This window comes from Bradyrhizobium sp. S3.3.6, from assembly GCF_040546905.1.
Taxonomy (GTDB): Bacteria; Pseudomonadota; Alphaproteobacteria; order Rhizobiales; family Xanthobacteraceae; genus Bradyrhizobium; species Bradyrhizobium cytisi.
The window spans coordinates 18,560-30,838 of record NZ_JBEPOT010000004.1 but is presented as its reverse complement, the minus strand read 5'-3'; the positions used below and the strand labels follow the sequence as shown (position 1 = coordinate 30,838).

The 12,279-nt window shown below is 63.4% G+C and carries 11 protein-coding genes and 1 tRNA gene; 9 read left to right on the top strand and 3 right to left on the bottom strand.

Translation table 11 applies throughout. The features are described from left to right. Nucleotides 1-2: 2 nt before the first annotated feature. Entirely contained in the window at nucleotides 3-494 is a 492-nt protein-coding gene (ruvX, locus tag ABID59_RS12815) for a Holliday junction resolvase RuvX (protein WP_148754915.1), read from the bottom strand. A gap of 76 nt (nucleotides 495-570) precedes the next feature. Beyond that, complete coding sequence (locus tag ABID59_RS12810) at nucleotides 571-1,461, bottom strand: LysR family transcriptional regulator (protein WP_354083633.1); 891 nt, start codon at nucleotides 1,459-1,461, stop codon at nucleotides 571-573. Nucleotides 1,462-1,557: 96 nt separating this feature from the next. Here ABID59_RS12810 and ABID59_RS12805 point away from each other — a divergent pair, with 96 nt between their 5' ends. From ABID59_RS12805 to ABID59_RS12770, 8 genes are all read left to right on the top strand, one after another. Then, nucleotides 1,558-2,535: an NAD(P)H-dependent flavin oxidoreductase gene (locus ABID59_RS12805; protein WP_354083632.1), complete on the top strand. Its 978-nt coding sequence runs from the start codon at nucleotides 1,558-1,560 to the stop codon at nucleotides 2,533-2,535. Nucleotides 2,536-2,552: 17 nt separating this feature from the next. Then, nucleotides 2,553-3,629 carry an NAD(P)H-dependent flavin oxidoreductase gene (locus tag ABID59_RS12800; RefSeq protein ID WP_354083631.1) on the top strand — a complete coding sequence of 359 codons (1,077 nt, stop codon included), beginning with the start codon at nucleotides 2,553-2,555 and terminating at the stop codon, nucleotides 3,627-3,629. A 76-nt stretch (nucleotides 3,630-3,705) separates the two neighbouring features. Continuing rightward, the gene (gene gatC, locus ABID59_RS12795; protein WP_354083630.1) at nucleotides 3,706-3,993 is read left to right on the top strand and encodes an Asp-tRNA(Asn)/Glu-tRNA(Gln) amidotransferase subunit GatC; all 288 of its coding nucleotides are present in this window, start codon (nucleotides 3,706-3,708) and stop codon (nucleotides 3,991-3,993) included. A gap of 18 nt (nucleotides 3,994-4,011) precedes the next feature. Next, nucleotides 4,012-4,212, top strand: a complete 201-nt coding sequence (locus tag ABID59_RS12790) for a hypothetical protein (RefSeq protein ID WP_354083629.1) — start codon at nucleotides 4,012-4,014, stop codon at nucleotides 4,210-4,212. Beyond that, a complete protein-coding gene (gatA, locus tag ABID59_RS12785; RefSeq protein WP_354083628.1) occupies nucleotides 4,209-5,684 on the top strand; it encodes an Asp-tRNA(Asn)/Glu-tRNA(Gln) amidotransferase subunit GatA in 1,476 nt (491 codons plus the stop codon). The genes ABID59_RS12790 and gatA overlap by 4 nt, the downstream gene beginning before the upstream one ends. Then, nucleotides 5,675-5,977 carry a hypothetical protein gene (locus ABID59_RS12780; protein ID WP_354032661.1) on the top strand — a complete coding sequence of 101 codons (303 nt, stop codon included), beginning with the start codon at nucleotides 5,675-5,677 and terminating at the stop codon, nucleotides 5,975-5,977. The genes gatA and ABID59_RS12780 overlap by 10 nt, the downstream gene beginning before the upstream one ends. Beyond that, nucleotides 5,974-7,452, top strand: a complete 1,479-nt coding sequence (gene gatB, locus ABID59_RS12775; RefSeq protein ID WP_354083627.1) for an Asp-tRNA(Asn)/Glu-tRNA(Gln) amidotransferase subunit GatB — start codon at nucleotides 5,974-5,976, stop codon at nucleotides 7,450-7,452. The genes ABID59_RS12780 and gatB overlap by 4 nt, the downstream gene beginning before the upstream one ends. A gap of 1,579 nt (nucleotides 7,453-9,031) precedes the next feature. Further along, entirely contained in the window at nucleotides 9,032-9,298 is a 267-nt protein-coding gene (locus ABID59_RS12770; RefSeq protein WP_148754922.1) for a hypothetical protein, read from the top strand. 299 nt (nucleotides 9,299-9,597) lie between these two features. Here the strand turns inward: ABID59_RS12770 and ABID59_RS12765 are convergent. Then, nucleotides 9,598-9,690 (bottom strand) — tRNA-Ser (locus tag ABID59_RS12765). An 899-nt stretch (nucleotides 9,691-10,589) separates the two neighbouring features. Between ABID59_RS12765 and ABID59_RS12760 the strand changes: the two genes are divergently transcribed. Further along, nucleotides 10,590-12,140 (top strand): porin, encoded by a 1,551-nt coding sequence (locus ABID59_RS12760; RefSeq protein WP_354032663.1) that lies wholly within the window; start codon nucleotides 10,590-10,592, stop codon nucleotides 12,138-12,140. The last annotated feature ends 139 nt before the right edge of the window (nucleotides 12,141-12,279 follow it).

The following is a 12,279-nucleotide window of genomic DNA, read 5'->3' as shown; positions in this document are numbered from 1 at the left end:
GATCAGCCATTCTCTGAAGCCGTACGAAGATTGGCGAGCCGGTCGAGCGCGCCCTGCAGGATGAAGATCGCGGCGTGCTCGTCGATCACCTCGGCGCGCTTGGCGCGGCTGACGTCCATGCCGATCAGCTCGCGCTCGACCGCCGCAGTCGAGAGGCGCTCGTCCCAGAGGCCGATCGGAAGCGTGGTGAGGTTGGCCAGATTGCGCGCAAACGCGCGGGTCGACTGGGCGCGCGGGCCCTCGCTGCCGTCCATGTTGATGGGCAGGCCGAGCACGAAGCCGACGACCTTGCGTTCGGCTGCGATGGCGAGCAGCCGCGCGGCGTCCTGCTTGAACGCCTTGCGCTGGATGGTCTCGACACCGGTCGCGAGCCGGCGGTCCGGATTGGATACGGCAACGCCAATGGTCTTGGTGCCAAGATCAAGGCCGATCAACCCGCCGCGGTCGGGCCAGTGGGTTGCAGCATCGACGAGGGGCAGGATAAGAGCCGGCATGGACTAGCGCATATCACGCGTCGCGCCGCGGAGTGAACCCCGATCTTGGCTCCCGTTGCGCTGCGGCGGTGGTTCATCAGGCCGCGATGATGTCGTCGGCCCTGGTCAGGCATGACAAGAAGCCATGAAGCGCGCTGGTTTGATGGCCGGCGCGGCGCTGGATGAACAGCGTCTCGACGCGGGCATGCGACGGGCTCAGCGCGTGCATCGTCACGCTGCCGTTCATCGCGCTGCGCTCGACCACAGCGCGCGGCAGGAGCGTCACGCCCATGTCGGCGGCGACGCAGCCGATCATGCCGTCGAGCGTGCCGAGCTCGAAGCGCGCTGCCGAAGGCCAGCCGAATTCGACGAAGATCTGCTCGAGCCGCTGCCGATAGGTGCAACCGGTGCGGAACGCGAGCGCCGTCGGGCCGGATTCCGGGGTGCCGGCGCGCAGTTCGGCAAGCGAGGCCCAGCGCCGCGCGCTGACCAGCACCAGCTCTTCGCGAAATGCGCTTGTTACGGTGAGGTCGGCGTGCGCGATGGGGCCGGCGACGAAGGCGCCATCGAGTGTGCCTTCGAGCACGCCGGCGACGAGATCGGCGGTCGGCGACGTGCGCAGGCTGAGGCGCACGGCGGGGAAACGGCGGTGGAAATCGGACAGCAGCGGCGGCAGCCGCACTGCCGCCGTCGTCTCCATCGATCCGATCGCCAGCGGCCCCTTCGGCTCGCCGTCGTCGCGCGCGGCGAGCACGGCTTCGCGCGACAACGCCGCCATTCGTTGCGCGTAAGGCAACAGCCTCTTGCCGGCGCCGGTCAGCGTCATGCCGCGGCTGTGACGCTCGAACAGCGGTGTGCCGATCTCGGCCTCCAAGGCCTTGATGCGCTGGGTGACGTTGGATTGCACCGTGTTGAGCTCTTCGGCGGCGCGCGTGATGCCCCCGGTGCGGGCGACCGCGGCAAAGGTCTGGATGTCGCTGAGTTCCATGGTGTCGTTTCGCTTTTGTGATGGCAGCGTTCGCTACAATTCATTTTTCGAGAATGCTAGTTGGGCCTAATGTTTCTGTCCAGAGCGGGAGAACGCATGCCGATCACCACGCCGCTGACGGAGCTTCTCGGGATCAGGCATCCGATCCTGTCGGCGCCCATGGACACGATCGCGGGCAGCCGGCTCACCCGCGCCGTCAGCGAGGCCGGCGGCTTCGGGATCCTCGGTGGTGGCTACGGTGACCGCGCCCGACTTCAGGCCGAGGCCGCGGAGTTGAAGGGTTTTGCGCCGTTCGGCATCGGCTTCATCACCTGGAGCCTGTCAAAGCAACCCGAGCTTCTTGAGATCGCGCTCGACGCCCGCCCGCAGGCCGTCATGTTGTCGTTCGGCGATCCCGCGCCGTTCGCGCCGCAGATCAAGGCCAGCGGTGCGCGATTGATGTGCCAGATCCAGAGCGAGGACATGGCGAAACAGGCGCTCGATGCCGGCGCGGAGATCTTGATCGCGCAGGGGACGGAGGCGGGCGGCCATGGCGCATCGCGAACGACACTCGATATCGTGCCAGCAATCGTCGATCTCGCGGCCGGGCGCGTGCCTGTCGTCGCGGCTGGCGGGATCGCCGATGGTCGGGGCCTCGCCGCGATGATGGTGCTGGGCGCCTCCGGCGTGCTGGTCGGCACGCGCTTCTATGCGAGCGTGGAGGCCAATGCCGCTGCGGACGCCAAGGAGCGCATCCGGACAGCCGATTCGAACGACACAGTGCGCGGCGTCGTTCCCGACTGGTCGCGAAAACTGTTCTGGCCGGCGCCGTTCACTGCGCGAACGCTGGTCAACGGCCATATCAAGACCTGGACCGGCCGCGAGGTCGAGCTGATGCAGCGCGCAGACGACGTTGCCAAGGAATACGCCGCGGCAAAAATGGCGGGCGATTTCGAAGTCGCGGCCGTCTTTGCGGGAGAAGCGGTCGGCCTGATTCATGATATTCCACCGGCGGCCGAGATCGTCGAACGGATTGCGACTGAGGCCGAGCAGCTCCTTGCCGGCCGGCGCAACGCCATCGCATCGCTCGCCTGAACCAAGAGAGACACACCATGTGGCCTGACCGTCGACTGATCGATCTCTTCAAGACCGAATTTCCGATCGTGCTGGCGCCGATGGCCGGCGTGATGGACGCCGAACTGGTGATCGCTGTGGCTCAGGGCGGCGGGCTCGGCTCGTTGCCGAGCGCGATGCTGTCGCCGGAGAAGGCGCGCGAGCAGGTCAACGTCATCCGCCAGCGCGTGAAGGCGCCGGTCAACATGAACTTCTTCTGCCACACGCCGATCGAGCTCACGGCCGAGGCCGAAGCGCGCTGGAAGCGGCGGCTCACGGGCTATTACACCGAGCATGGCCTCGATCCCGCTGCGCCGATCAATGCGGCGAACCGCGCACCTTTCGATGCCTCTTTCTGCGAGGTGGTCGAGGAGCTGAAGCCGGAGGTCGTCAGCTTCCATTTCGGCCTGCCGGAGCCGACGCTGCTCAAGCGCGTCAAGGCGGCAGGCTGTCTCGTCATCTCGTCCGCCACGACGGTGAAGGAAGCGGTTTGGCTCGAACAGCGCAGCGTCGATGCCGTCATTGCGCAAGGCGCCGAGGCCGGCGGCCATCGCGGCATGTTCCTGACCGACAAGATCTCGGAGCAGCCCGGCACGTTCGCGCTGGTGCCGCAGGTCGCCGATGCCGTGAAGGTGCCGGTGATCGCGGCCGGCGGCATCGCCGACGGGCGCGGCATCGCAGCCGCCTTCGCGCTCGGCGCCTCCGGCGTGCAGATCGGCAGCGCTTACTTGCGCTGTCCGGAATCCAAGGTCAGCGCAGGCGGCCGCAAGGCGCTTGCCGAGGCGCGGGACGATTCCACCGTCATCACCAATGTGATGACCGGCCGCCCGGCGCGCGGTGTCCAGAACCGGCTGATTCGCGAGGCCGGCCCGATCTCGCCGGACGCGCCGCCGTTTCCCCATGCGGCGACGGCGCTGGGGCCGCTGAAGACGGCTGCCGAAAAGCAGGGCAGGGTGGATTTCACCAATCTCTGGGCCGGACAGGCCATCGCGCTCGGCCGTGAGGTCCCCGCGGCCGAATTGACCCGGGAGCTCGCCAAATCGGCGCTGGCCCGGCTGCGCCAGATGGCCGGGTAGCTCCCGGCGCCGGTTGCGGCGCAAAACCGGCCTCTGCTATACGGCACATAGGTTTTGCCGTGAGAGGCCTTATATAATGTCCGTCGACGCCGCTACCGTCCGCCGCATCGCGCATCTGGCGCGCATTGCAGTTTCCGAGGACGAGGTTCCGCATCTGCAGGGCGAGCTCAACGCCATGCTCGCCTTTGTCGAGCACCTCTCCGAGGTCAATGTTGAGGGCGTCGAGCCCATGACCTCGGTCACCCCGATGCAGATGAAGAAGCGGCAAGACGTGGTCAATGACGGCGAGATCGCCGACGATATCGTTGCCAACGCGCCTGCGACCGAAGGTCACTTCTTCCTGGTGCCCAAGGTTGTTGAGTAGCTTTTAGGGCCAAGTCCGATGTGCATGCTTTGCGACGATGAGAAGGCCTATCAGGCCTACATGAACTACCTCGACAAGATGGAGCGGCAGGGCAAGGCTGCCGATCCCAATGTCGCCGTCAATGCCGTGCTCGACGAGATCGAGGCCGCTGCGAAAAAAGACGACCCGGCCAACGACAAGACCCTGTCTCCCTTCTTCTGCAGCCCGATCAATAAATGACCGATTTGACATCGCTGACGCTCGCCGAGGCCCGCAAGGGTCTCGCCGACAAGACTTTCACGTCACTCGAGCTGACCGACGCGCATCTGAGCGCGATCGAAGCCGCGCGCGTGCTCAATGCCTTCGTGATGGAGACGCCCGATCGCGCGCGTGACATGGCGAAGGCCGTGGACGAGAAGATCGCCAAGGGCGACGCCGGCCCGCTCGCCGGCATCCCGCTCGGCATCAAGGACCTGTTCGCGACCAAGGGCGTGCGCACCACGGCGTGCTCGAAGATCCTCGGCGATTTCGTGCCGACCTACGAGTCGACCATCACCTCGCAGCTCTGGCGCGACGGCGCGGTGATGCTCGGCAAGCTCAACAATGACGAGTTCGCGATGGGCTCGGCGAACGAGACCTCGTGCTTCGGTCCCGTCGCCAATCCCTGGCGGCGCGACGGAAGCAACACCACGCTGGTGCCGGGCGGCTCGTCCGGCGGCTCGGCCTCCGCGGTGGCGGCGCTGCTCTGCATGGGGGCGACCGCGACCGACACCGGCGGCTCGATCCGCCAGCCGGCCGCGTTCACCGCAACCGTCGGCATCAAGCCGACCTATGGCCGTTGCTCGCGCTGGGGCATCGTCGCCTTTGCCTCCTCGCTCGACCAGGCCGGACCGATCGCGCGCAGCACGCGCGATGCGGCGATGCTGCTGCGCTCGATGGCCGGTCACGATCCGAAGGACACGACCTCCGTCGACATTGCCGTGCCGGACTACGAAGCCGCGATCGGCAAGTCCGTGAAGGGCCTCAGGATCGGCATCCCCAAGGAATATCGTCTCGATGGCATGCCGGCCGAAATCGAAAAGCTCTGGAGGGAGGGGGCGGCATGGCTGAAGGCGGCCGGCGCCGAGCTCGTCGAGGTGTCGCTGCCGCACACCAAATACGCGCTGCCGGCTTATTACATCGTGGCGCCGGCGGAGGCCTCGTCTAACCTCGCGCGCTATGACGGTGTCCGCTATGGCCTGCGCGAGCAGGGCAAGAGCATCACCGAGCTCTACGAGAACACCCGCGCCAGAGGCTTTGGCGCGGAGGTGCGCCGCCGCGTCATGATCGGCACCTATGTGCTCTCGGCCGGCTATTACGACGCTTATTACCTGCGTGCCCAGAAGGTGCGCACGCTGATCAAGAAGGATTTTGAGGATTGCTTCGCCAAGGGCGTCAACGCGATCCTGACGCCGGCGACGCCGTCGGCGGCCTTCGGCATCGGCGAGAAGGGCGGCGCCGACCCCGTCGAGATGTATCTCAACGACATCTTCACGGTCACGGTGAACATGGCGGGCCTGCCGGGCATCGCCGTGCCCGCCGGCAAGGACGCGCAGGGTCTGCCGCTCGGCCTGCAGCTGATCGGCCGTCCCTTCGACGAGGAGACGCTGTTCTCGCTCAGCGAGGTGATCGAGCAGGCCGCCGGCCGCTTCACGCCCGCGAGGTGGTGGTGAATGTCGCCGATTTCATCGCGAGCCTCGACGGCGCGGCGCCCGCGCCTGGCCTGAGCGCGCCGCTCGCCGGTCTCTGGTGGGCCGCGAAGGGCGACTGGGACCAGGCGCACAAGATCGTCCAGGACGACAATGGCCGCGCCGCCGCCTGGGTGCACGCCTATCTGCACCGCGTCGAAGGCGATCTCGGCAATGCCGGCTATTGGTACCGCCAGGCCGGCCAGCCTGCGGCAAAGGATTCATTGGAAGCGGAGTGGGAGCGGATCGCTGCCACGCTGCTCGGGAGCAAGACATGAGCACGGCCACGCACAAGCTTCTGAAGGGCTCAACCGGCGACTGGGAGATGGTCATCGGCATGGAGATCCATGCCCAGGTGACCTCGAACTCAAAGCTGTTCTCGGGCGCGTCCACCACGTTCGGCGGCGAGCCGAACAGCCACGTGTCGCTCGTTGACGCGGCGATGCCAGGCATGCTGCCCGTCATCAACGGGGAATGCGTCAGGCAGGCTGTCCGGACCGGCCTCGGCCTCAACGCAAAAATCAACCTGCGTTCAGTGTTCGACCGGAAAAACTATTTCTATCCGGACTCGCCGCAGGGCTACCAGATCAGCCAGTACAAATCGCCCGTTGTCGGCGAGGGCGAGGTCACGGTTGAATTGGGCGACGGCAAGACTGCCACGATCGGCATCGAGCGGCTGCACCTGGAGCAGGACGCCGGAAAATTGCTGCACGACCAGTCGCCGTCGCTGTCCTTTGTCGATCTCAACCGCTGCGGCGTCGCGCTGATGGAGATTGTCTCTAAACCGGACATCCGCGACGCCGAGCAGGCCAAGGCCTATGTGACCAAGCTGCGCTCGATCCTGCGCTATCTCGGCACCTGCGACGGCGACATGGAGAAGGGATCTTTGCGCGCCGACGTCAACGTCTCCGTGCGCAAGCCGGGCGCGCCGCTCGGCACCCGCTGCGAGATCAAGAACATGAACTCGATCAACTTCATCGGCCAGGCGATCGAGTACGAAGCGCGCCGCCAGATCGAGATCCTCGAGGATGGCGGTCAGATCGACCAGGAGACGCGGCTCTACGACCCCAACAAGGGTGAGACGCGCTCGATGCGCTCGAAGGAAGAGGCGCACGACTACCGCTACTTCCCCGATCCGGATTTGCTGCCGCTGGAGTTCTCGCAAAGCTTCGTCGACGAGCTGAAGGCTGAGCTCCCCGAGCTGCCGGACCAGAAGAAGACGCGCTTTGTCGCCGACCTCGGCCTGTCGGCTTACGACGCGAGCGTGCTCGTCGCCGAGCGCGAGAGCGCGGTGTTCTACGAAACGGTGCTCGACAGGCTCGCCAACCGCGCCCGCGACGGCAAGATGGCGGCGAACTGGGTGATCAACGAGCTGTTCGGCCGTCTCAACAAGGAGGGACGGGATATTACGGGCTCTCCGGTCAACGCCGAGCAGCTTGCCGCGATCGTCGACCTGATCGGCGAGGGCACGATCAGCGGCAAGATCGCCAAGGATCTGTTCGAGATTGTCTGGCAGGAGGGCGGCGACCCTCGCGCGTTGGTCGAAAGCCGCGGCATGAAGCAGGTCACGGATCTTTCGGCGATCGAAAAGGTTGTCGACGACATCATCGCGGCCAATCCCGACAAGGCCGCGCAGGTGAAGGACAAGCCGCAGTCGCTCGGCTGGTTCGTCGGCCAGGTGATGAAGTCATCCGGCGGCAAGGCGAACCCGCAGAGCGTCAACGAGCTGCTCAAGTCCAAGCTCGGCGTCTGACGTCGCGCGTTCGGACGAGACGGCGAGATGCTTGCCGTCACCTCGCGCCACGTCGAGACGAGACGCGCGCACGCATCGCAAACAGCAAACTTCATCCCGTTGAGGTCACGTTGCAGATGCGAATCGCGGCGGCGCGATTCGCATGAAACGGCGACTTGCACACGCTCTGACGAGCGCTTCCGCCGTTAAGCATGAAAATAATTTCGTTGCCAAAATTCGCGACTCAGAGTCCGCGATTCGTCCCCGCGACGCCATCGCGCGCTTTGCAGTGCGCATCATCGCACTGATCATTCGTGATGTGCGCGCGCAGAATAATACTTGCTGCATAGTGTTTTCCTGCGATCGCTGCGCTTGCCGACGGCGGCGTCACGAGAAGCATTTGCAATCGCTGACGCGTGTCTGTGCGTGCCGGCAAATCAATCGCGGCTGGCGCACGCGCGCTGCGTCGTCAACACTTCCTTAAGTGAGAAGATGTTTTTTTCGTCGTGTTGGTGTATTCGGGGTGAGTGCACATTCGATCCCCGAATGCGCGCAGCGATTAAAGCCATCTCACACATCGGAGGGCAACATGGCCAAGAAAGCGAAGAAGGCGAAGAAGGCGAAGAGCGCAGTGAAGAAGACTGCGAAGAAGACCCGCAAGGTCGCGAAGAAGAAGAAGTAACTTCGACTTCTGAAGTTGCCGGCTCCCAGAGAGCCGGCACGTCATCAGCGCCTCCTGGAGGTTCTGGTCGACGATAGAGGGTGTCGGCGAGACATCAGGTCAACGGTCGGATCGTCAGCTTTCACGGGCTCGCTCGTCAAAGTCCGGTCCGGCAGAAGAAACCAGTTTTCTTCGTTCGGTGCGGCTCCTTGAATAAGGGCTCCGCAATTCCACAGACGGCCTTCGGGCCAATTTGGAATCTGATCCTGACGTGTTCGCCGACGCCCTCGTTCCCTGAGGCCGGGGTATTGCCGGCATTCCTTTCCCGACATTGTTGATCTGACCACGACGATAGTCGCACTGCGCCGTCGCGTTGCCTTGGCCGCTTGGGTCTTGGGCCAGGCGAGAGCTGTAGTGTGATTGCGCGCCGCTTTCCCGCACGCGGTGCCCGGCTTCGACCGGGCGATCCAGTACACCGCGGCTTCCCGGGGAACGATTGCTGCCTCTGGGAATACTGGGTCCCCAGTGCGCAAGTGCGCACAAGGCGGGTGACGACAGTCGGTGGAGAAACACCACAGGACACGCACCACCGCGCGCGATGGTTATCGATGTCCGAAAATCCCAAGGTAAACCAAATCTGACGAATCGTAGAAGTGCCTGCATATCAGGGACTTCTCGAATTTCCCGCGCGTGTGGCGCGCGCATCCGTTTACGTCTGCTTCATCGCGATACTTAAACTGCCATTCAAATTTGCCCGCCATCATCGTCTCCAACAGGCCGGCAAACGGCTGGGGCAAGAAGACTTGGACAACAAGACTTGGGCAACAAGACTCGGGGATGAGTTGAACAGCGCAGGATCCCAGAAGGGATCACGCAAATCAGAGTTGGACGGGAGCCGCGCTCGGGGAACGAGGCGGCATAAGAAAAAGGGGATGCGTTATGTTTCAGGGTACTTTCGATCTCGATGCGGCAACGCCGATCGATGCAAGCGCGCTGTCGGACGTTCTGTTCGAGCGTGGGATCTATTGGGCGAGCGGCCGCTCGGGCCTGGTCGACCTCGTCGCCGCGCACAAATGGTTCAACCTCGCTGCGCTGAAGGGCCGCAAGGACGCCGTCGCGCTGCGCCAGGAAGTGGCCGGCCAGATGTCCGAGGTCGAGATCTCGGCCGCCCAGCGTGACGCGAGGGCGTGGGTATCCGCTCATTGAATTAAGAAGCGCATCCGGCCCCGTGGCCTCACGGGGCGATCCGGTCGCGCTGAATCAAGTTCCCGCGTCGTGCCGCGACGTGTGAGAAATGCGGGCTTGGCCCGCGCGGCATGAGCGATCCCAGAAGAATGGCTCAGTAGTGAGTCGCGGATCGGGCGGTCCGGCCCGCGAGATGCGGACATACATATATAAAGAGCGCGCGAATCGGGCTGAGCTCAGCCGCGCGAATCCTGGCGCCGGGCTTTCGCAGCCGTGCGACGTCGCTTTTCAGATGAATAGGCCGGGATTCTGCCGCTGGATGGCGGAGAGGGAGGGATTCGAACCCTCGATACAGCTTGAGACCGTATGACGCTTTAGCAAAGCGTTGCCTTCAGCCACTCGGCCACCTCTCCGGTGCGAGCCTTATGCATCTAATTACTTGGGCCGGTCAATTTGGAAGCGTGTGTTTTCGCTCGAATATTCCCAACGATTTCCGCGGGACTGCGCGCCAATCAGGACGGTTTGCCTTCCAGTCGAGAAACATCACGTCGGAACAGCGGACGCAGAACTGAAGCGTTTGGCAGGGGCGACATAGACAGTTTCCGTGGGCGACGCCATGTCCGCTCTATCAAGCGATTGAATTTACTAGGAATTTCACGCGGCGGTCGGCTTTGCCAGGCAGATGCCGGCTTGCTGCGCCGTTCGAGGCTTATGAAGGCATCGACGGGCGAACCCCTTAATCTCCGCCAGCAGGGAGGCCGGTGCTGATTCCCCCAGTCGGCCGCGTGACTTCAGCTACATAAATGTCTGCGCCGTGCCGGCCGTTTGCACGCGACCGGCCAGAGATCAACGAGAGTTACGGCGCGTTACACATCCTCTGAGTCTGTGGGCCGATTCCACGATTCGAGCGTGTCAAAGCCGCCTCTGTGTGTAAGTCGACCCGCGCACCATCGGGTCGGGAATTTCGGCGGCAGATGAAACCGATCAAAAAAATACAGTAAAAACAATATGTTGCAGACGTCGCGTGATCACATCTGCGTGTTATTTGTGCAACACCCGTCGGAAAACACACGCCATAGGCCCGTTTCGGAGCGTTCTGTTGTTGTGTGTGCAAGGTCGTTCGGTAATTGTGATCGGGCGACGGAGGGGGGCATCCCAAGGTCGTCCCGTTTAGGTCTTTCGCTTAAGTCCCTCGCGTTCATGCGGGTGTGTCCGAAGACGCGAAGGTGGCCAAGGCGGTGATTTAAAGGGGGTTTGGGAATTGGCCATTCGGGTCAGTGACCTTCCCTGAAGAGCAACTTGGAGGTTTAACATGAAGTTGGTTAAGAGCCTTTTGCTCGGCTCAGCGGCGGGTCTTATCGCCGTGGGCGGAGCGCAGGCAGCCGATCTCCCCGTGAAGGCCAAAGCGGTCGAATACGTGAAGATCTGCTCCCTGTACGGTGCGGGTTTCTACTACATGCCCGGCACTGACACCTGCATCAAGCTGGGTGGTTACGTGCGCGCTGACGCAGTCCTCGGCGGCGCCAACGACTACGGTTTCAACAATAGCCAGCCGGCTGCGGCGAACGGTGGTTCGAACAACCGTCTGACGAACTACTATTACACCCGCGCTCGTATGGACCTCAACGTCGATACCCGCACGGCGACCGAATACGGTGTTGTCCGCACCTACGCTGACATGATCTTCAGCTACGATACGGGTAACATCACCGGCAGCGCCCCGGCGACGTTCGCGGCTGGTGGTGCCACGCTCGGCCTCTACCATGCGTTCATCCAGTTCGCTGGCTTCACCATGGGTCGCACGGTCTCGATCTTCGACGCACCGTGGAATTCCTACCCGGCTGGTGGTCCCGATACCATTCCGGGCGGCTCCAACCACGTCACCGGTATCAACCAGTTCGCCTATACCGCTGACTTCGGTCAGGGCATCACCGGTTCGCTGGCGTTGGAAAGCCCCGATACGCAGTCCAACGGTCAGGGCAACCTGTGGAACGTTACCGCCTTCACGGCCAGCGGTTCTGTTAGTGGTGCGGGTGTCCCGCTGTTTTCCTCCGCTGCTACAAACGCTGGTAACGCTCTCGTCCTGGGCCAGTACGGCCTCAACGGTTGGGGTGGAACGCGCTCTCCCGATATCGTTGGTGCTGTTCGTGTTGACCAGGCTTGGGGTCTTGCCCAGTTCTCGGTTGCCGCGCATGACCTGCATCCCGGCTACTACGCACAAACGGAACCTTCCGGTCATCCCTCCGACAAGTGGGGTTGGGCTGTCCAGGGTTCGTTGTCGATCAAGAACATCCCGACTGGTGCGGGTGACACGATCAACTTGCAGGCCGTCTACACCGATGGCGACAGCCGGCAGAACTTCCAGGTCCTGTTCCCGCAGAGCTTCTCGATGTACAGCGGTTCGGGCATCGCCTACCAGAGCGTCGGTTTCGCTGGCATTGCTGACGGCGTCTTCGGCGCTGGCGGTAGCATCGAGACCGTCAAGACCTGGGGCGTCCGTGGTGGTTTCACCCACAACTGGAACCCCTACTGGGTGAGCGCGATCTATGGTGGCTATGCTTCGCTGAGCTACACCAGCAACGCCAAGGCCCTGATCTGCGCCAACTTTGTTGCCGCTTACGGTGCCGCTACTGCGACCTGTAACCCGGACTTCAACTTCGGCGTCATCGGCGTCAACACCGTCTGGACCCCGGTCAAGAACCTGGCGTTCACGGCTGACCTGAGCTGGTCGCGCCTGGATCAGAAGTACTCTGGTACAATCGCGATCCCGGCCATCAACGCCTTCGCGAAGCCGACTGCGACGTATGAGCTGAAGGATCAGAACTCTCTGACCCTGCTCCTCCGCGCCAACCGCACGTTCTAATATCGATCTATCAATCGATAGTGAGCCCCCGGCAGGAAACTGCCGGGGGTTTTGCTTTGTGGCGGTACGGCCATTGGTTATGCGAGGCGCAAATCGGCAGATGGGTCATCGAAGGGCAAAAGTCCGGCCCGGGTCCTGC

Excerpts from the sequence above, each read along its gene's own strand:
- ruvX (WP_148754915.1), bottom strand. The coding sequence starts at position 494 with ATGCCGGCTCTTATCCTGCCCCTCGTCGATGCTGCAACCCACTGGCCC.
- ABID59_RS12810 (WP_354083633.1), bottom strand. The coding sequence starts at position 1,461 with ATGGAACTCAGCGACATCCAGACCTTTGCCGCGGTCGCCCGCACCGGG.
- ABID59_RS12805 (WP_354083632.1), top strand. The coding sequence starts at position 1,558 with ATGCCGATCACCACGCCGCTGACGGAGCTTCTCGGGATCAGGCATCCG.
- ABID59_RS12800 (WP_354083631.1), top strand. The coding sequence starts at position 2,553 with ATGTGGCCTGACCGTCGACTGATCGATCTCTTCAAGACCGAATTTCCG.
- gatC (WP_354083630.1), top strand. The coding sequence starts at position 3,706 with ATGTCCGTCGACGCCGCTACCGTCCGCCGCATCGCGCATCTGGCGCGC.
- ABID59_RS12790 (WP_354083629.1), top strand. The coding sequence starts at position 4,012 with ATGTGCATGCTTTGCGACGATGAGAAGGCCTATCAGGCCTACATGAAC.
- gatA (WP_354083628.1), top strand. The coding sequence starts at position 4,209 with ATGACCGATTTGACATCGCTGACGCTCGCCGAGGCCCGCAAGGGTCTC.
- gatB (WP_354083627.1), top strand. The coding sequence starts at position 5,974 with ATGAGCACGGCCACGCACAAGCTTCTGAAGGGCTCAACCGGCGACTGG.
- ABID59_RS12770 (WP_148754922.1), top strand. The coding sequence starts at position 9,032 with ATGTTTCAGGGTACTTTCGATCTCGATGCGGCAACGCCGATCGATGCA.
- ABID59_RS12760 (WP_354032663.1), top strand. The coding sequence starts at position 10,590 with ATGAAGTTGGTTAAGAGCCTTTTGCTCGGCTCAGCGGCGGGTCTTATC.